Source organism: Dyadobacter psychrotolerans (assembly GCF_004349265.1).
GTDB lineage: Bacteria > Bacteroidota > Bacteroidia > Cytophagales > Spirosomataceae > Dyadobacter > Dyadobacter psychrotolerans.
In genome coordinates this window covers 629,411-648,434 of record NZ_SMFL01000004.1, presented here as the reverse complement: position 1 = coordinate 648,434, position 19,024 = coordinate 629,411, and the positions used below count along the sequence as shown (strand labels likewise).

Genomic DNA, 19,024 nt, shown 5'->3' with positions numbered 1-19,024 from the left:
GGCAAAAAAATGAGGCTGTCAGAATCAAATCTAACAGCCTCATCTTTTATATTTTTATAAAAAATTAATCGAGTTCGTTTGGCAAAATCTGACCTCTAACTTCTTTAGTTGGATTGTCCTTTGGTGCGATGTTGACATAAAACAGGCCATTGATCAGTTCCGTTTGTTCAGCCAAAGTTAGAACACGCGTTTTGCCGGTAACCTGTGAAGCTGTGAAACCAGGAAGGTTCACGAGCACAGGTCCTCTTTGCCACCCCGGAGTAGCATGATTGATTGTTACCGCAAAAGGTACAATATTGGAATACGATACATTGTAGGAAAGCTCTCTGGTAACTTTATTGTATTCAAAAGCGCCTGTACCAACTGTCGGTGCACTGTTAATGGTTGCCGAAAATTTAACAATATCGTCTTTGTGAGGTCCCTCTTCTTTACAGGAAGACGCCATACCCAACATGGCAATACCGGTCATAAATAGTAAAATACGTTTCATTGGCTTTTTCATACAGCTTTAATTTTTAATAAAGTACCCTTTAAATATAAACACAAACTTTTCAGACTACAAAAATGATACCAGTAATGTCTAACTAAATCGACCAAATGTCATTTTTACGAATATAAACAATCTTATTATTCCAAATTACCCGATCCCAATGATCGACTGATCCAAATAGCGTTATTTTGTGTCCCTTTCTCACAATCTCAATAACACCGGAAGCCGACGAGGGCTCTTCCCGTAAAAACGTGTTGTCATTCATGATGATCCCCGTTTTATATAACGACGGAACATTTATCATACCGAGCAAAATAACAAGATATACAACCGTTGAGACCTTATGAATTTGCAAAATTGGTTCTTTCCGCCTTGTTTTCAAAATCATGATGAAAACGATATATGCCCCCAAAGTTAGGAGCAATATTGGTATGTAATCACCATAGCGCCTGTAAAAAATTATAAAATAATTGTAATCGTCAAATTCATAGCCACTTAAATTTTGCTCAGCCGCCAAATTATCCATTTTTTCAAAAAGACGGCGGGAAGGACTGACGAGTGCGAGTTTACTTAAATAAAACAGGCAATTGGTAACATTATTTGTCTTTTCAGATAAAAAAGCAAGCTTCAAAAGAAGGTTTTGATTATTTTTTTCATCTTCTGTAAAGTTTTTTTTGTACAATATTTCTGCCTCCGCATATTTAGCCATAGCAAACAGAGAATCAGCAGTTTTTAACTCAGATATACTGGCTGATTTGGCCGGTAAAAAAGCAAAAAAGAGGCTCGTTAAAAGCCAAAATGAAATGTATTTTTTTAACAGAATTTGCATTATACTTTTTAGAATTCTACTTTTGCATCGCAATAACGGAAAACGCTTCGGCTAATCCAACAGGTTGAAAGATTACTTGAATTGCGAAACTGAATGTTGAACAGTTTGAAATAAAGTCAGCAAATGATTCCGTAGCTCAGCTGGTAGAGCAATACACTTTTAATGTATGGGTCCTGGGTTCGAATCCCAGCGGGATCACTTGAAGAAATAACAAAAAGCATCAAAAGCCTGCAATTCAAGCGATTAGCAGGCTTTTTTCTTTTCCGATTGTCCCAAAATATTCAATTTTCCACAGATTTTTGGTGAGTAATTCGGTGAGTTCAAAGATCTGCAAATTTGACTCACCAGAATCGCTACAACTCCCTGTGTAACAAGATGTTTACCTAGTAAACATCTTGTGCTGATCAGGCTTGCAAGACTACTTTTGTTAAACTTTTTAACCTGAAAAAGGGTATGAAAACAAAGATCAGTCTGCTTTTTTATTTGAAGAACCCGAAAAATTATCAAAAAGGGCCGGCACCAATTTATCTGCGGATTACGGTTGAAAGTAAAAAAGCAGAACTTACGACCGGGCGCGAATGTGAGCCGAGCCGGTGGAATGCGGTTGCTGGCAGAGTGACTTGTGCGAAAGAGGCGGTGAAGTCTGTTAATGCCTATCTCGGCAATATCGAACAGCAATTGTTAGATGCCCACGCCGCTCTGGTTCGTGACGGAGCATTGATATCGGCGGAAACGATCAAAAACAAATATCCAGGCGTCGGTCCTAAGCAGCGGTTATTGATGGCAGTGATCGCTGACCACAACTAGCGGATGAAGGTATTGGTTGGGCAGGAATATGCGATTGGAACATTCAATCGCTACAAGGTGCTCGAACGTCACACCGTGGCATTTTTACAGTGCAATTACAGCACGACTGATTATGATATTAGCCGTATCGATTTCGCTTTCATCGCCAACTATGAACTTTATCTGCGGTCCGTTCCCAAGATGGGCAACAATGCGGTTGTGAAGCACATGAAAATGTTTCGCAAAATCGTAAACATTTGTTGGGGTAATGGCTGGATGAATTTTGATCCGTATTTGAATTTTAAGGGCAAGTTTAAGAAGGTTGACAAAGCGATCCTCACGTGGGCTGAACTGGACCTGATGGCTAACAAAGAGTTCGCGAGTGATCGACTTGCACAAGTTCGAGACACCTTTCTGTTTTGTTGTTTCACCGGCCTGGCCTACTCCGATGTCCAGAAGCTCGAAAAAAGGCAGATTGCAAGAGGAATTGATGGTGAACAGTGGATTTTCACCCAGCGGACAAAAACGAATGTTAAATTGCACATTCCGCTGTTGCCAGAAGCGCTTCAACTTATCGATAGATATAAAGATCACCCGCTTTGTGAATCACGCGGCCTCGTCTTGCCTGTGCCGAGTAATCAAAAGATGAATGACTATCTGAAAGAGATTGCCGTGATCTGCGGGATCGATCAGGTTCTCACTTCACACGTAGCCAGGCATACGTTCGCGACGACTATTACCTTGCAAAATGGCGTGCCGATTGAGAGTGTTTCCAAAATGCTTGGGCATACAAATATTCGGACAACTCAGATTTATGCGAAAATTCTAGATACCAAGGTGAGTGAGGATATGCAGGCTTTGAAAGGTCGGCTTTCTAAGAGATCTGCACGGAAGCTTAGCGCTGCACCATCTCTCTCACGACCCCTCCTGTTTGTGAGAGGGGATCGCGAGAGAGATGGTGAAAAAGAGTAGAGCAAAATTATATCATAACTAACTCACAAACAAATCAATAGGCTCTCCTGACTTGTCTTCCGAACTCATACATGCGAGTAAAATGAGATGTTGCTTATTTAGACGGAAATTTAGAATCAAGGCTACCAATGTTTCAATTCAGGATCCATATCTAGTACTTGCTTGCCTACCCAAAAATTTTTACCGTCTTTTTTGACAATTGCGCATTGCTTCTTGATAAGCGTTATGAGGTCTTTGTAAAACTCATTTAACCCATCGGGAGAGCCATATTCAATCGAACTATCAGAGTGAATATAATGCGAGTAATGTTCAACTATTGAGCATTTGTAGGGAAACAAAGCCTCATTTGCGTAGCCAGTATAAAAGGAGATATTAATGTATGGCCCACCTTTACGTTGATATATAGAATACTTAGGCTCCTCTGAAAATCTATTTTTTGACACCGCGAGGGGTTCAACCTCGAATCTGGTGTCGAGCAGCAAGAAGCCAACTTCGTTGTTTTGTAGGTGATTAAACAGCTCATTACCATTTTTCAGCGTTCGATAGTTAGCAATATCATACATGAGATCAGGAATGACCTTCGTCCCTTTCGTAATTAATTGATTCACGAGATCGCGTCGCTCGTCGTCGCAGATGTAGAATTTGAACTCCGGCATTTTAATTTTCTTGTTATAACTCGATGAATATTCCAGTACGGCGCTAAAATACTCTAATTCATATTATCAAACTTTATCTCACCAACCCTTCTTTTCGAGGGATATATAGTTATAACTTTTCCTGCTTCCTTTCATCAGCCACATTGGTATTGTCAAACATTGATTGCCTCTTAACCGCAATCGGCTAGATGTCAGATTGTGTCACAATCTAATCTGGCCCGCCTAAACGCTCCGGAGTCGCTGGCGGGAGAATTTTATAAATATTCTGAGATCAGGAAAATAAACTTTGCGAATGTATCACTCAATTGAGAGATTTTTGCTTAGTTACAACAAACACAATTATGTTGAATATGGATTTCGTAAAAAGCATTCTGGGCATAAAAAGCAAGCCACTCCAAAACTGTTCAGACTTCTGGAAATGGTTTGCAGAAAATGAGAGGAAATTTTTCAAAGCAGTTCAAAGTGGCCAGAATATAGAAAAATATTTTTTCAACAAACTCTCGGAGAAACTGGAAGAACTGCGGGATGGATACTTCTATCTAGCCGGCATGTATGACGATAATACTGCGGAGCTCATTTTGACAGCCGATGGGAATATAAAAAATATAGTGTTTGTAGAAGAGCTTGTTCAGTCCGCCCCTCAGTTAGCTGGATGGAAGTTTACAGCCTTAAAACCCGCAACGGACATCGAGAATGTTTCCATTTCAATGGCCGACTTAGAATTTTATTCAGATAATTTATTCTTTTATGCCAACGACCACAACGACTATCCGGATGAAATTGATATTTGCATCGTCCATAGTGATATGACAGATGAAAATCGTGAGCAGATAATCAGGGGTATCTATATCTTTTTGGAAAACTATTTAGGAGAACTTGACTTTGTAAACAATATTGACAATCTGCAAGTCATTGCTGAAAATGAAGCACAAGGAGAGTTGCTTCCTATTGGCAAGTTGAAAGACTTTTTAGGTTGGAGAGAAAAAGAATTTGTGGAGAAATATGAGGGCACCAGATATGATACAAATGAAGATGAGTATTCAATTTTGGAAGCTGAATTAGAGAATGGTAGCCCCCTCTTAGCAGTGATCAATTCAAAGTTGCTTGCGTGGGATAGGCAAGCTTCGCATCCTTGGTTAGCCATTGTGACGATAAATTATGATGGAATTGAAAGCAATGGTCTACCGAACAGTGTCGACTATGCGTTAATGAATGAGATTGAGGATGAAATTATGATGTTTCTAATTGAAAGCGAGGGATTTTTGAATGTCGGAAGGCAAACTGCGAAAAATGAGAGAGACATTTATTTCGCTTGCAAAGATTTCAGAAGGCCATCCAAGATATTTGATGAGATTCAACGTAAGCATCACAATAGCTTTGAAATCCAATATGACATTTTTAAGGACAAATATTGGCAAACATTTGAGCGATTTAGACAAAATTAGTTGATTAGCTTAGTCGTCAAGCATACCTGATCCAAATTCCATTCTGACCTTGGCTAGGTAGTTTTAATAATTCCTATCTTTGAGCTAATTGCAAGCCAGTCACGGCAATCTGGTGAGTGACAAGGTGATTATATGATTTGACAGGATACAATCAATTGATAAACAATTTGTTTTGCACGGCCAGCTGTCCGGCGAAGGCGTTACTTAAAAGAGTGACAGGTGCACTTTCAAGCCTTTCACCATCCAGATAACCTACCGACTGGACGAGCCTGTCTCTTGTTTGCTGACCATGCAAAAGGTTTAGTTTTAAAGGGCGAAAAACCTGCTGGTTTCCATTTACATGAACAGGCAAAGAATCGGTACTTGGGTCAGCTTGTAAAGCCAGACAAGCAGTATTCGTGACTGGTATAATTCCGCAAAAACATGCCAACGGAACCATCACCTTGTACCAGGGAAGTAAAAAATTTCTCATTTGAATTATCTGTCTAAACAATACTTGTTATTCTTTGGCAATAGGTATCCGTTTGAATGCGTGCATTCAAATCGTTTTCGCGACTCGGTGGGTATCAGTTATTGACCTTTTCTTGCTGCATTGGGTGGCACCGGCAAAGGGAGATAATCCTGATTAAGAATCATCCATTCCTGCAAACGCGTTTTCAAGTCCTTCTCAACTGCTGCGAATTCAGGTTTTCCTGCCAGGTTAGTAAATTCATCGGGATCATTTTTCAGATCAAAAACTTCAAACATGGATCGGTGCTCCCGAAAAAATAAACCAGTATATAAAGAATCCAGCTTGCCGGTTTTGTTTTGTTCCGAAATTGATTTCCAAAAAGACTGGCCGGCGAAATCAACGGGATGGTATGGCAACTGCCAAAGGGCGTTGTAAATGAGTTTATAGTTTTTATTAAAGCCGTAACAGGAGGTTTTGGCAAATAAGTGGAAAGTTTAGGAAGCATGGCGGTATAAGTTTTATTCAAATAAAGAAGATGCAAGAAAAAGTATACTTAATTGATAGACAAGTAAGTAAAACTTTTTTACAAACTTTCTTTAGGATCAAATTTTTCAAAAATTTATGTTGAAATGTTTCCGCACGTAGAAATAAAAAGACAGTGCCTGCCTGGGAGGTTTAGATAGTCTTACTAAATTCGAAAGTCTTTCAGATCTGATCACTTTACAAAATCGAGGGAAGATGCACGGATTGACCTATAAACAGGTGTAAGAAATAGTCTTAGTCAATGTTAAGCCTTAGCTGCGCGTAGCAATTGATCCACGGACTTACCTGAGAATTTCAGGTGTATTTTCCAGGTAAGAGGAGATTTGTGTCTTGGGTAATCTGCTACTATAATGATAAACTTTTTACATATCTTAAATTCATTTACGCAGCATCAAAGCCGGTTTACCTCTCCAACCGGCTTTGATGATTTTAATAAGCTATTTTCGGCATAAACGAACCAGATTCATAGAATCTTTTGTCACTATTTCGGAGCTATATCTTTCAACAACTCTTCGACGGCTTTTTCAAGTTGCTGATCTTTTCCGATTGCAATAAGCGCAGGATCATTTTTAACTTCAAAGCCGGGCCTGGTCTCGTTATTTTCCAGCCACTCCCCTGCTTTGTTTTTAGCACTGATTGGCACTGCGCCCCATCTGGTACCGTCTGGTAATAGTTCCCAGCCTGCAAAACTGCATGTTCCGGGAACCGGCATACCTACTGTTTTACCAATTTTAAGCTCAGTATAACCACAGGAAAAGCAGTGCCCGTCGCTGTAATTGGCCTCGTTAAACATGGCGAGTGTTGGTTTGGTCCAACGGAAAGTCGGCTCATACCCTATCGACCGATCTGCTGTGGCATAGGTGATGAATTTGTCGCCAGTAAAGAACATCGCAAGATCAGAAACAAGGTCGCCTCCGCCATTGAACCGAGTGTCTACCACTACGCCCTGCCGGTCAGCGTATTTACCCATCATTTCTTCATACACGTTTCGGTACTGGCCGTCGTTCATTCCCGGAATATGCACGTAACCCAGTTTCCCCTTTGACAGACTGTCAACTTCGGCTTGGTTTTGCTTCACCCAGCGCTTATAAAGCAATACATTTTCTTCTGCCAGTGTAATGGGTTTTACAGTAATTTGCTCCCGTTTTTTTGACTTGGGATCCAGAATTTCGAGCAATGTAAACTTACCAGCTTTGCGATTCAGGTACCGGGAAATATCTCTGTCAGAGACGATCGTTTCGCCATCAATTTTCTCAATAATATGACCCGGTTTTACGATAAAACCAGCCTTATCCAGCGGCCCCTGCTGTAAAACCTCAGTAATTAAAATCCCGTCAGTCGTATGGGAATAATCCAAAAGTATCCCCAGAGAAGCGGTTGCATCCGCCTCAGGTACACTGCGCCCGAAACGTGCTCCGGCGTGTGATACATTTAGCTCGCCGATCATCTCAGAAAGCAACTCAGCAAACTCATAACTATTACCTACATGCGGCAGCAAGCCTAGATACACCTTTTTCAATCCGTCCCAGTCTGCCCCGTGCATCTCCGGCGTGTAAAATATTTTCCTGGTTCTTAGCCATACGTGTTCAAACATGTATGCGCGTTCAGCCTCGGAATCCAGCATCATGTCACCCGCTATCTGGATTGCCTCTTTTTTATTTCCCTCAATCGTAATTTTGGTGATTTTACCGGCAGCAAGCAAAAACAGGTTTTTTTGTTCTTTATCCCATTTCAAACTTCCATCTGTATCGTCAAGCGACATCTCCATTTTTGTTTCCTTGGTTCTCAGGTTTGTGCTCCAAAGGTTGCTGTTTTTCTCAAAGCGCGCCAGATAATAAAGCTTTTCCCCATCTTTGGAAAGAACAGCATCACTCAGATTTGACGAATGAATAGTAAGGCGGGCTTTTCGGTCATAAATGCCATTCAGTTCAATGACAATCGGTTCATTTTGCTTTTCCTTTTCTATTTTTAATGAATCCTTTTTGTCCTTCGGTTTATCTCCGCCTTTCAATTTGTCTATCTCTTTTGACAAATTATATTCGTCCTTGCTGAGGTTGTATTTATCCCAGGCCTCTCTGGTAAGGAACATGGTGTAGACATCCGCTTGGGAACTGCCGCTTGATGCATGGTCTTTCATTCCGTGGCGATTGCTAACCCACAGGATTTGCTTTCCGCCGTTCACCCAATTAGCCTCGTAGTCATCATAGCCACTCTTTGTCAGATTGGTCATTGGCTTTTTCCCTTCTGCATCCAGCAACGTCACCTCTCCGTTTACCATAGTCGGTTTCACGTTAGCCAGGATCCACTTGCTGTCAGGACTCCATGAGAAGTACTGATCGCCGTCCTGCATATGATACAGCTCTTTTGGAGTCAGAAGAACTGTACTGTTTCCTGTACTGATCTCCATAACTTTCAAGGTACGCCTATCTTCGACATAAGCTAGTTTTTTTCCATCCGGGGAAAGTTTAGGCTGATAATTATCGTTTTTGGTTTTAACAAGTGCTTTCTCATCAATCAATGTTGAGGCGTAAAAGAAAGGCTCCTCCTTACGCCCCCTGCTTGCCTGAAATATTTGCCAATGGTTGTCACGCTCACTGGCATAAACCAATGATTTGCCATCCGGAGCAAATTCTACAAACCGCTCCTGCTGCGGTGTATTCGTGATACGTTTGGTCATTTTGCCGTCTACCGAAGTAACAAAAACCTCCCCTCTGGCAATAAAAGCAACTTCTTTTCCATCCGGCGAAACTGAAAATTCCTTTACGCCACCGTTGATCGCCACAAAGCTGTCTTTGTTGGACTTATCCTGGGTAATGATGCTAATGTCTAGCTTTTTGGGATTTTCTCCTTCCCGCACTGTATAGAGTTCGCCTCCAAAAGAGAAGCTAAGCAAACCACTGTCAGAAGCACTTAGAAATCTTACAGGATGTGTCTTCAAAGAGGTGATTTTTGTATTTTTAGAAGGTTCTGTCAGAGCAAGTTTATGAATGTTGAAATTGCCGCTTTCTTCCGAGAGATAATAAATACTTTTATCATTATCGGCCAATACCGGCTGGCGGTCTTCGCCATAAAATGAAGTTATTTTAGAATGCTTTTGGGTTTTGGTGTCATATGTCCAGATATCGCGGGCAATGGAAGATTTATGATGTTTCCTCCATTCATTTTCGCCGCCTTTTTTATCATGATAAACCAGCGTTTTTCCGTCTTTCGTGTAGCGAACATATTCCGCCGGACTGGTTAAGACCATTTTTACCCTTCCACCCTGAACCGGCACAGCATAAAGTTCTGGCTGCGAGGCCGCCGGATATTGCCTGTGTGAAGCCTGGTCTTGTCGCACTCCACCAAACACCACCGACCGGCCATCTGGCGTAAAAGTAAATGGCGTTTCGTCGTTGGAGTGAAAAGTAAGCCGTTTTGCTTCACCTCCCTGCGCGCTCATGATAAACAAGTCAAAATTGCCATAACGGTCTGAAGCAAAAGCAATTTGTTTCCCGTCCGGACTCCAAACAGGCTGGTAGTCATGCGCTTCATGGAAAGTAAGTTGCAGTGCCTGGCCGCCAGAGGAAGCAACCCGGTACAAATCACCTTTATAGGTAAAAACAATGGCACTTCCATCCGGAGAAATGGAAGGATACCGGACCCATTTTGGAGTGGTCTGTCCACACGCTATGAGAACACAAAATAATAACAATACAAAAATCGATATCCGATGATACATGTGCAGGCAAATATGAGGTTGATTTTAGTAACAGGTGTTACAAAGATATCAAATATAGCCCCTGTATCTCACTAAAATGGTCTTTTAAAGGTCTCCGACGTTTGGAAATGAATCACTGCGGCTATTTAGAACGTAAAGAATACAGGCAATCAGTTAACAGGATTAACAGCGTGGCCCGGTGATCCAAAAAATTTGCTCTTTCAAGGAGAGGTAAGACCCGGACGCATAGGACGAGTTGAAGCCAATGGGCAATAAAAATGCTGCTTTGGTCGAAAGCAGCATTTTTAAATTGAAACCGGTAATAATTAATTTGCCTGATAAAACTTTACCGTACCGTCACCTTCATTGCTGGATATCAACAGACTTTTACCATTCGGACTTTTATCTGAGGAAACAAATAATATTCCTTCCGGCGCATCACCGGTTTTTATAAGTTGCAGAAATACAGGCTTTGCAGGATCGCTTAAATCATAAACAGCGATTGCATCAACGCGCTCCAAGGCAATGAAGGCAACAGGTTTATTATTCATCCAGCCAACGGTGACTCCTTCGGGCTCAACACCTTTGTCATCTGAGCGGTCATCATCATAAATACCGGCATTGATCACTTCCTGTTCCAAACCTTTACCTGAATCATGAACAAGCTGTCCGCTGGCCGCATTGTAAATGCTAAATCCACGCCCTCCAAAACCATAAAGTACATCGTAATCTCCGTCGTTGTCGGTATCACCCAAAGTGCTTGTCACACGCAAACGTCCAAGATTTGCAGGCAATTGCAAAGTAGCTGCTGTTGGAAAAGCGGTCGGATCCAGTTTAAGTGTACTCACTCTTGCCTGCTCATCAAACGCAGTATATTCACGGGCATCTCCTTCGTTGGCAGTGATCAAATATTCAGCGCTACCCACAGAAAAATAAGAAATGGCATCAGGCAGATAAAGCGATTTTACCGGCCAGCTCCCCAGAGCAATTTTACTGTCTCTGTCGCTGGGATCCATTGCGTTGGCTGCCAAATTCATATCCTTGGTTCCCAAAGGGTTAATTTTCAGAATTGCTCCGCTAACAAGATCAACTTCTGCAATTCCGTTATTCTCCTGAAGGGTTACGAAAGCTTTTTTCGAATCAGAGGAAACGGCTACGTATTCGGGTTCGACGTCCTGGGCGAAATTAGCCTTCGGCCCGTATACCCTGAAGCCACCCGCAGCCAGCTGGCTGTAAGAAGAAGCAAATGAACTGAACGTGAGTGTTTTTACGCTATAATTATCCGCAACGTTAATGATGGATACAGAACCTTCGGGATCCACCGTGTAGTCTGCGCTGGGCTCTCCTTCATTGGCAGTTACGATGAATTTCCCATCCGGGCTGAAAGTAACCATGTCCGGCAGGACGCCTACTGTAATTTGCTTAATGGTTTGAAGTGAGCCGGTATTGATCACGATCACACTGCCATTTGCCTGCTTGTTGGTTGCTTCCAAAGCAATGGCAAGCTTGCCGTCAGAAACTGCGACACTGTTGGCTACACCTCCCAAGGCTGAAACGTTGATCGGCTGTAATTTGGTGATCACAGGAAATGCGGAAAGATCCAAAACGTCTACCAGCGCACTGGATTCATTGTTGACTGTAAAAAGTCTTTTTGATGCTGCATCATAGGCAGAAATTTCTGACGCAGCAGCTCCTCCAAGATCAATTGTAGCCACTTCCTTAAATGACGCCGGGTTCTCCACAGGGACCTGAGGAATATGATCCTTCATACAAGCATTTAATACAACTGCCACAACAAGGCAGGAAATAATAGAATTTGTAAATTTCATATAGTGATCTGAGTATGTAAAAAGCAAAACTAATATGCCTGATCAGATCCTAACGGTAGGAAAAGCAATCTTAACAATAACATAATGCCAGCAGGTTTAAAGCAGTGTTTTAGACGTGTTTTATCCATTAGGCTGATAAGGATAAATATAATTTATCTTCTTTTCAGACAATAAAACCAGGGTATTACATTGCAATCCATAAATGTTCCTCTTCGGAGAAACGCCTTACCGTTATAACGTGACTGATTCTGTATTAAATTATTGTGATCATTTCAGTGCATTAATTTTCAAATCAGCTGCCTTGGTATATTTATCAAATTTTAAAAAGATAAATCCGCAGAAATTGAAAAAAATCAAGATCGCCTTCTTTGCTGAAATTCTGATTGAAGACTTCGACGGCGCTTCCCGGACCATGTTCCAGATCATCAGAAGAATTCCGCAACAGCACTTTGAATTTCTTTTCATCTGTGGCAAAGGACCTGATGAGCTTTTTGGATTTGAATGTGTTTGCATACCTACGCTTACTGTCCCTTTCAACAAAAGTTACTCCATGGCACTTCCCTATCTGGCGGATAAAACACTCAGGGAAAAACTATCGGCTTTCGATCCTGATATAATCCATATAGCAACACCATCGCTGTTAGGCAGCTTTGCTCTTCAATATGCCCGATCCCTGCAGCTACCTGTTATTTCGATTTACCACACCCACTTTATATCCTATATAAGCTATTACCTCAGTAAGGCGCCTTTTCTGATCGATCTGGTAAAAGCGAAACTAATGGTCGCACAAAAGAACTTTTATAATCAATGTGAACTGGTGTACGTTCCATCAGAAAGCATTGCCGCCGAAATGCAACAAATGGGAATAAGTCAATCCGGACTAAAACTTTGGAAGCGAGGAATAGATACACACCTGTTTTCTCCGGAGAAAAGAGATACAACTTCACTCCGATTGACAACAGGCAATAATAATCCTAACATTTTGTTTGCTTCTCGGCTTGTTTGGGAGAAAAACCTTGAAACCTTAATCAGGATCTATGAATACTGTCAAAGCAAAAATCTAAAATATAACTTTATCATCGCAGGGGATGGTATTGCAAAAAAGGCTTGTCAGCAAAAGATGAATAAAGCATTTTTCACCGGAAGTCTTCAGCACGCTGAACTCGCGAAGTTGTACGCATCAGCGGATGTCTTTCTTTTTACATCCGTTTCTGAAACTTACGGCAATGTGGTTCTGGAAGCAATGGCCTGCGGGCTGCCGTGCGTTATTGCAGATGGCGGCGGCTCGAGAGACTTTATCGAGCAAGGAATCAATGGTTTTAAATGTCAGCCACAGAATCATGCCGATTACGTTGACAAAATTCAAACGATCCTTTCAGATGATCCGCTGAGAGCCCGTTTTTCTCAGAAAGGACGAAGTTTCAGTCTCGATCTGGATTGGGATAAACTAACCGATGTTTACTTTGATGACCTGCAAAGTATGGCAGGTGTGCTCCATATTTGACCTTCTGTTACGTGAAAATATTCAAGGTCACCGCCATTATTACAATTATCTTGTCTTTTTGTCTTTTTGTAAAGGCAACAGATATGCAGCAGGTTACCTTATCACTTAGCAAAATTGGATACCAATTCATCTACCTGCTGCTGATCACGTTGGCAGCGTACTGGTCGGCGACAATCGGCTGGAAATATACACTGGGCAAAAAAGCAGAAAAGATCAGCGTCACTTACCTGTTTTTAATCAGACACATTGGTGAAATGGTAAGCCTTGTCAACCCGGCCAGCGTCGTGGCCGGAGAGGCTGTCAAAGTCTATTTACTCCAAGATACACCGGTGAAAAAAGCGGAGATGATTTCCTCTGTGCTAATTTCCAGAATTATGATAGCCATCACTCAGTTGCTTCTGTTCTTTTTGACTTTAGCCTATGTTTTCCTTACCGATTACGACTTCTTTGAGCGTCTTCCCATGGCTACACTGCTGGTTTTCGCCTGGCTTATTGTACTTCTTGTCATAGTTGTTATCTTTTCCAGAAGCACTTACATAAGGGAGATTTTTGCCCGGTCAAAACTCAGTCTTAAAATTCAAAAACTGGCAGACATTTATAAGTTGAGGCAGGTTTTCATTGAATTCAATCATTTTTTTAAAACCAATAAAAAAGGGCTTTTACTGTGCACTTTGTTTTTCTCACTGCATTGGGTAATTGGCTCGCTGGAAATTTACGCCATCTTAAAATTTCTCGGTATAAAAACTGGTATTCTGCAAGTGCTTTTTGTCGATATGGGGATCATTCTGTTCAAATCTGCCGGTGCCTTTATTCCCGGACAGATCGGGGTTGAAGAGATTGGCAACAAGGTAATGCTCGAACTGGTCGGTATCCAGGATGCCGGTGTATGGATTACGGTCTCCGTTTTACGACGATCCCGCCAGGTTTTCTGGCTTATTTGCGGGATGGTTTTTTATTTTTTATATGATATGAAACGTAAAGGGTTGTCAAAATTTTTTAATGGAGATTCTGTTCATAAGTCATAAATTTCCACCTGCTGTGGGTGGAATGGAAAAGCAAAGTTTTGAACTGATTGATGGCATGAAGCGCTTTACAAACGTTCATTCCATCGTTTACACAGGTCAGCAAAGCAGGATTGCATTTTTTCTTTCGCTTGAAAAAAGAATACAGGATTTGTGCAGCGAATACCCTTCGATATCCGTGATTCACTTTAATGATGCGCTGATCGCCACTTTTTGTCTGCATCATAAAAGCTATGCGCATCTTTACCGTTCGGTAACTGTTCACGGACTTGACGTTGTTTTCCCGAGCACGATTTATCAAAAGTACATCCTTCCAAAATTCAACCGCTTTGATCTGATCATTGCAGTAAGTCACGCAACCAAACAGGCTTGCGTGCAGCGCGGCATCGGCGTGAGAAAAGTGGTCGTTATCAGTAACGGGGTCGACCATACGCTTTTACAGCATAGACCTGACAGTAATTTTCATCAATTGTTTAGAACTAAATACGGAATTGATCTGAGCGGAAAAACCATTCTGACAACCTTGGGCAGACCTGTGAAAAGAAAAGGATTTTCCTGGTTTCTCCAATATGTACTGCCAGAATTAGAAGGAAATCTCATTTTACTGATGGCCGGCCCATTCAATAAATCAAGAACCTGGCAAGACCGTTTTTATCACTTCTTACCGCCAATTTTCCGTACAAAAATTGAACTATTCACCGGTTATCCTGCCGATGAAAATAAAATCCGTATTCTTTTAAATACAAAGAAATATAGTCAGAATGTGCTTCATCTGGGCAAGTTGCCATTCGAAGAGCTAATTCAGATATTGCTAGCAACAGACGGATTTATCATGCCAAATATCGCCGTAGAGGGTGACATGGAAGGATTTGGGCTGGTTTGCCTGGAAGCTAGTTTATGTGGCAGCTGGGTATTTGCAGCAGATACAGATGGGATCACAGACGCTATTACGGATCAAAAAAACGGTACATTGATCCGCACCGGATCTACAAGTGACTGGACGGCAGTTTTAAACAATTTTATAGAAAATCCTGATGTTATCAAAAAGCAATTGGAATCAGCAAAAAGCTACACCCAAAATACTTTCAGTTGGGAGAAAATGGTGAGCTCGTATTGGAGCCAATTTAAATTACTTGTTCAAACCGGTCAAAAAGTCAAAACAAGTGATACAAACAGGTAAAGCAATGCAGCAGCCGGGGAAATTGAGACCTTACTTTACAATCATACCATTCAAAGGCAAACCGGCTAATACATAATAAAACGTTAATATACAGGTACTTTCGGGATCATAGTGGTGATGTAATTTTGAGAAACAAAACCACATTGTAATGATACGGAAGTCTGTCAAGAAAAAGACGTTGGAAACCCGGTTTGAAACACGGTTGGCAACCCGGTTGGCAACCCGTCTTGCCCCTACACTAACACTCGCCTCTCTGGTATTTTTCTCCTCAGGTTTTGAAACCAATTACAATTTGGATAAACAATCCGGTTTAGAACGAAATAACGTAACGACTGTTCCGGACAGCGCAAACAGCGGTGAATTTTCTGTGCTGACTTATAATATAGCCGGTCTTCCTGAAATCATTTCCAGCGCAGCAACCAAACGTGCGCCAAGCATTGCTGAAATCGGAAGAAGGTTAAATGCATTCGATATCGTACATGTCCAGGAGGACTTCAACTATAACAAATCTTTATACAACCACGGAAATACACATCCTTTCCGCAGCCGTTCAAAAGGCGGCGTTCCGTTTGGAGACGGCTTAAATACACTGTCTATATATCCGGTCCATTCCATACGCCGCATATCCTGGAATGACTGCACAGGCGCAGATTGTCTTACGCCCAAAGGTTTTACTTTTTCACGTTTAGAAATTGCAAGAGGATTATATGTTGACCTGTACAATGTTCATGCAAATGCCTACAACCACCCGGCGGCAGCGGCAGCAAGACGTGAAAATATCAAACAGCTTTCCGGTTTTATCAAACAAAATTCTCAAGGCCGGCCCGTTATTGTTATGGGTGATTTGAACGCACGTTACAGTTACGATCAGGATAATTTGGAACAGTTACTAAATTTTAACGGGCTTAGAGACGCCTGGCTGGTTTTGATTAATAATGATCGTTTACCAAAAGCAACACCGAACCTGCCTGAAAGCAATATTTTGAACTTAGATAGTTCTTTGGAGTCGATTGACAAAATCCTTTACCGCAGCAATGATCAAATACAACTACAGGTATCGGAATATAATCTTGAAAATAAACTTTTCAGTGATAGTAAAGGAACACCATTATCGGATCATCATCCGGTTAGTCTCCGGTTTTCGTGGAGTCTTCGACCAACAAAGCCTTTAATTAACACCCTCGCTGTGAACGGTGTGGTACAAATTAGCAATCAAAAGTAATGCAAGTCTTTTTCATCACACAGCTGACTGCATCCCGTAGACATGACGTTTTGAAAGACTTATCCTGCGATCGTTTCGGTTTTAATACCAAGATCTCCAACAACGTCAGTGAAGTAGGTAATCCTATCGATGCTACACCTAATACTGTTACCAGGGTAAGTGTATAAAGTGCCGATCAAACCAAATTGAAAACCGAGATGGCTATTTGCCATCCGAAATCCAAATCGTGTCTGAGCCGTAACTGGTGGGTTTGTCAGTTGCTTCAATGACCAATTTACCCCCTGTCATAATTTCCTGGTGGGTAAGCCAGATTCGGTTCAAGTCCTTTCCGTTCAATATTACCCGTCGAATATACTGTTTTAAGTCGGAGAAGCCAGGTACGCTGATTTCCAGTTTGCCGTTCGGCAGACGAATCGAAACTTTTTCAAACAAAGGCACATTCAGATAGTAAACCGGCTCTCCTACAAGTGGTTGCTGAATACCCATCGCGGTCAGAACAAACCAGCCGGACATGGCCCCGGCATCATCATCCATCGTGCGCACAAATGCCTTTGGGGTATTTTTATATATCCTGTCGATATGCGCGCCAATACCGCGGCTATTATCATTGAAATAATATTGAATCACCGTATCCACTGCCAGTTGATGTACAAGCTGCTGATATTTCCAGGGCTTTTCACTGGCGTAATACAAAGCGGGCGACTGCAGATCAGGCTCGTTGGCCCGGTTGAAATAGTGGCCATCAAAAAATTCGTCCAGTTGTTCAGTAAATGCAGTTTTACCGCCTGCAAGTTCGACCAGACCCTTAACATCAAAAGGTACTGCCCAGCGGTATTGGCGGATTGTACCCTGATACATTTTTCTGGCTGACATACGATCCACGTCATTTTTGCTTAAATCTTTGAATTCTCTTTCCCAAACAGGCTTATAAGATTGCGAACGTGTCAGAAAGTGCCTGGCTTTATCCTTGTCTGAGTTTGCAAACAATCCTGCCATCGTCCACATGTCAAAAGATGCTTCCAGATATTTATCCGGTTTTGAAAAGTCGAAACGGGCCGTATCCGTAAGCAGTGAATCGCGGATTGCCGCAAAATCCAGGTCGTGTCCCTTTTTAATCGCATCCAGCAATACAACGGCTGCATGCTCGGTGCGGACTGTATTTGCAGGCTCGAATGGACCTGCATAATCATATTTCCCATAGCGATAAAGATTAGCGACCGAATGAGCAATATCCTGGTAGAGAGCCGGATAAAGTATGGAAAACAATGGCATCTGCGTCTTATAATTATCCCATATCGCCCAACCATGATAACGTTTTCCGTCAGCCTGATGAATATTTCCATCTGTGCCGCGAAAGCGTCCGTCATTTTCTGAAACAAGATAGGGAGATTGAATCGTCCTGTACAGAAGCGAATAAAACAGCGACTTCCGTTCACTTGGCCCTTCCACCTGCACAACTCCAAGGTAGTCGTTCCAAAGAGATTCTGACTTTTTGAGCACCTCGTTATAAGAACTGGAAGTACCTAGCAGCAGTCTCTGTTTCGCAGAAGCCTCGTCAAGGGACGAAAAGGCAAGGCGAACTTGGCTTTGGCGAATGTCTGCAGGAAGATGAACCGTCAAAACATGATCGCTTTCATTTTCCCATCTCGCGTTGCCTGACAGGGTCATTGCATAATAAACTTTGTAAGTGCCTGCGTGGCATGTGCTGTGAGCCTCTATCCAACCCCAAAGTAGAGCCCCTTCAATCTGATGTTCTTCTTTGACAAAAGCATTGTTAAACGTGTGGGAAAGATCAAGACGAAAACCTTTCTCACCTTCGGGAAAGCTGAATTCCGATAGCCCGTAATTCTGATAGACAGCAGCTTTTAGACTAATTCCGTTGTTAAACGTGATTGAATATGCACCCGGTTTTGCCTGATCCGAAATCTTTTGCAGCGGCTTTCCATTGTCGCTTGTACCCAGGAACGGTTTCAATAGCAACAGCCCCCCACTTCCCTGACAGCCCACACCTTCAAACCGGTTATGGGTAAAACCCAAAACGTCTTTGGCCAGATTCTCATAACCGGTATGCGTCGCCGGGCTGGACTTAGACAATATACTCAACTGACTCAATGGCGAAGACGCAGCCGGTGAGAGCTGACCGTGATCGCCGGAAGAACCCAAAAACACATTGACCTGTGCGCTTTGCGCATACAGGTATTGGACATTAGCAACTGTCGTTAGCAAAAGTATCTTAGTGACCAGAATTGTGAAATTCCTTGTCGTATTGAAAATCATTTGTTTATCAGAGTGTTTATGATAATTTGAGACAGAATGGTCACTTCATCCACACAAATGTTACCTTATTTGATTGCCCGAGAAAACTCAATTAAATCAGTAAAAAATATTGTAAACGTTT

Annotated in this window: 16 protein-coding genes and 1 tRNA gene; 9 read left to right on the top strand and 8 right to left on the bottom strand. The window is 42.0% G+C overall.

Annotated elements, in window-relative coordinates; genetic code table 11:
* Window positions 1-64: 64 nt before the first annotated feature.
* Window positions 65-502: a CHRD domain-containing protein gene (locus E0F88_RS14355; protein WP_131958937.1), complete on the bottom strand. Its 438-nt coding sequence runs from the start codon at window positions 500-502 to the stop codon at window positions 65-67.
* 82 nt (window positions 503-584) lie between these two features.
* Complete coding sequence (locus tag E0F88_RS14350; protein WP_131958936.1) at window positions 585-1,319, bottom strand: SH3 domain-containing protein; 735 nt, start codon at window positions 1,317-1,319, stop codon at window positions 585-587.
* A 125-nt stretch (window positions 1,320-1,444) separates the two neighbouring features.
* Between E0F88_RS14350 and E0F88_RS14345 the strand changes: the two genes are divergently transcribed.
* The 3 genes from E0F88_RS14345 (at window position 1,445) to E0F88_RS14340 (ending at window position 3,077) form a co-directional block, all read left to right on the top strand.
* Window positions 1,445-1,517, top strand: a tRNA-Lys gene (locus E0F88_RS14345).
* A gap of 255 nt (window positions 1,518-1,772) precedes the next feature.
* Window positions 1,773-2,126 carry an Arm DNA-binding domain-containing protein gene (locus E0F88_RS34270; RefSeq protein WP_229213773.1) on the top strand — a complete coding sequence of 118 codons (354 nt, stop codon included), beginning with the start codon at window positions 1,773-1,775 and terminating at the stop codon, window positions 2,124-2,126.
* Window positions 2,127-2,129: 3 nt separating this feature from the next.
* Window positions 2,130-3,077: a site-specific integrase gene (locus E0F88_RS14340; RefSeq protein WP_229213772.1), complete on the top strand. Its 948-nt coding sequence runs from the start codon at window positions 2,130-2,132 to the stop codon at window positions 3,075-3,077.
* Between the two features lie 122 nt (window positions 3,078-3,199).
* On the opposite strand, the gene E0F88_RS14335 is transcribed toward E0F88_RS14340, so the two are convergent.
* Window positions 3,200-3,733: a hypothetical protein gene (locus E0F88_RS14335; RefSeq protein WP_131958935.1), complete on the bottom strand. Its 534-nt coding sequence runs from the start codon at window positions 3,731-3,733 to the stop codon at window positions 3,200-3,202.
* Window positions 3,734-4,083: 350 nt separating this feature from the next.
* Here E0F88_RS14335 and E0F88_RS14330 point away from each other — a divergent pair, with 350 nt between their 5' ends.
* Window positions 4,084-5,178, top strand: a complete 1,095-nt coding sequence (locus tag E0F88_RS14330) for a DUF695 domain-containing protein (RefSeq protein ID WP_131958934.1) — start codon at window positions 4,084-4,086, stop codon at window positions 5,176-5,178.
* Between the two features lie 151 nt (window positions 5,179-5,329).
* On the opposite strand, the gene E0F88_RS14325 is transcribed toward E0F88_RS14330, so the two are convergent.
* The 4 genes from E0F88_RS14325 to E0F88_RS14310 form a co-directional block, all read right to left on the bottom strand.
* Window positions 5,330-5,650, bottom strand: coding sequence for a hypothetical protein (locus E0F88_RS14325; RefSeq protein ID WP_131958933.1), 321 nt, complete (start codon window positions 5,648-5,650; stop codon window positions 5,330-5,332).
* Between the two features lie 98 nt (window positions 5,651-5,748).
* The gene (locus E0F88_RS35035) at window positions 5,749-6,045 is read right to left on the bottom strand and encodes a sulfatase/phosphatase domain-containing protein (RefSeq protein ID WP_165940064.1); all 297 of its coding nucleotides are present in this window, start codon (window positions 6,043-6,045) and stop codon (window positions 5,749-5,751) included.
* Window positions 6,046-6,653: 608 nt separating this feature from the next.
* Complete coding sequence (locus tag E0F88_RS14315) at window positions 6,654-9,890, bottom strand: S41 family peptidase (RefSeq protein ID WP_131958931.1); 3,237 nt, start codon at window positions 9,888-9,890, stop codon at window positions 6,654-6,656.
* 305 nt (window positions 9,891-10,195) lie between these two features.
* A complete protein-coding gene (locus E0F88_RS14310; RefSeq protein WP_131958930.1) occupies window positions 10,196-11,698 on the bottom strand; it encodes a choice-of-anchor I family protein in 1,503 nt (500 codons plus the stop codon).
* Window positions 11,699-12,041: 343 nt separating this feature from the next.
* On the opposite strand from E0F88_RS14310, the gene E0F88_RS14305 reads away from it, so the two are divergent.
* From E0F88_RS14305 to E0F88_RS33695, 5 genes are all read left to right on the top strand, one after another.
* Entirely contained in the window at window positions 12,042-13,202 is a 1,161-nt protein-coding gene (locus tag E0F88_RS14305; protein ID WP_229213771.1) for a glycosyltransferase family 4 protein, read from the top strand.
* 11 nt (window positions 13,203-13,213) lie between these two features.
* A complete protein-coding gene (locus E0F88_RS14300) occupies window positions 13,214-14,227 on the top strand; it encodes a lysylphosphatidylglycerol synthase transmembrane domain-containing protein (RefSeq protein WP_131958928.1) in 1,014 nt (337 codons plus the stop codon).
* The gene (locus E0F88_RS14295) at window positions 14,202-15,404 is read left to right on the top strand and encodes a glycosyltransferase family 4 protein (RefSeq protein ID WP_131958927.1); all 1,203 of its coding nucleotides are present in this window, start codon (window positions 14,202-14,204) and stop codon (window positions 15,402-15,404) included. The genes E0F88_RS14300 and E0F88_RS14295 overlap by 26 nt, the downstream gene beginning before the upstream one ends.
* Before the next feature lie 148 nt (window positions 15,405-15,552).
* Complete coding sequence (locus tag E0F88_RS14290) at window positions 15,553-16,626, top strand: endonuclease/exonuclease/phosphatase family protein (protein ID WP_131958926.1); 1,074 nt, start codon at window positions 15,553-15,555, stop codon at window positions 16,624-16,626.
* Complete coding sequence (locus E0F88_RS33695) at window positions 16,626-16,793, top strand: hypothetical protein (protein WP_165940063.1); 168 nt, start codon at window positions 16,626-16,628, stop codon at window positions 16,791-16,793. Before E0F88_RS14290 ends, E0F88_RS33695 begins: the two co-directional genes overlap by 1 nt.
* Before the next feature lie 34 nt (window positions 16,794-16,827).
* Here the strand turns inward: E0F88_RS33695 and E0F88_RS14285 are convergent, their stop codons facing one another.
* A complete protein-coding gene (locus E0F88_RS14285; RefSeq protein ID WP_131958925.1) occupies window positions 16,828-18,903 on the bottom strand; it encodes a glycoside hydrolase domain-containing protein in 2,076 nt (691 codons plus the stop codon).
* Window positions 18,904-19,024 lie beyond the last annotated feature (121 nt).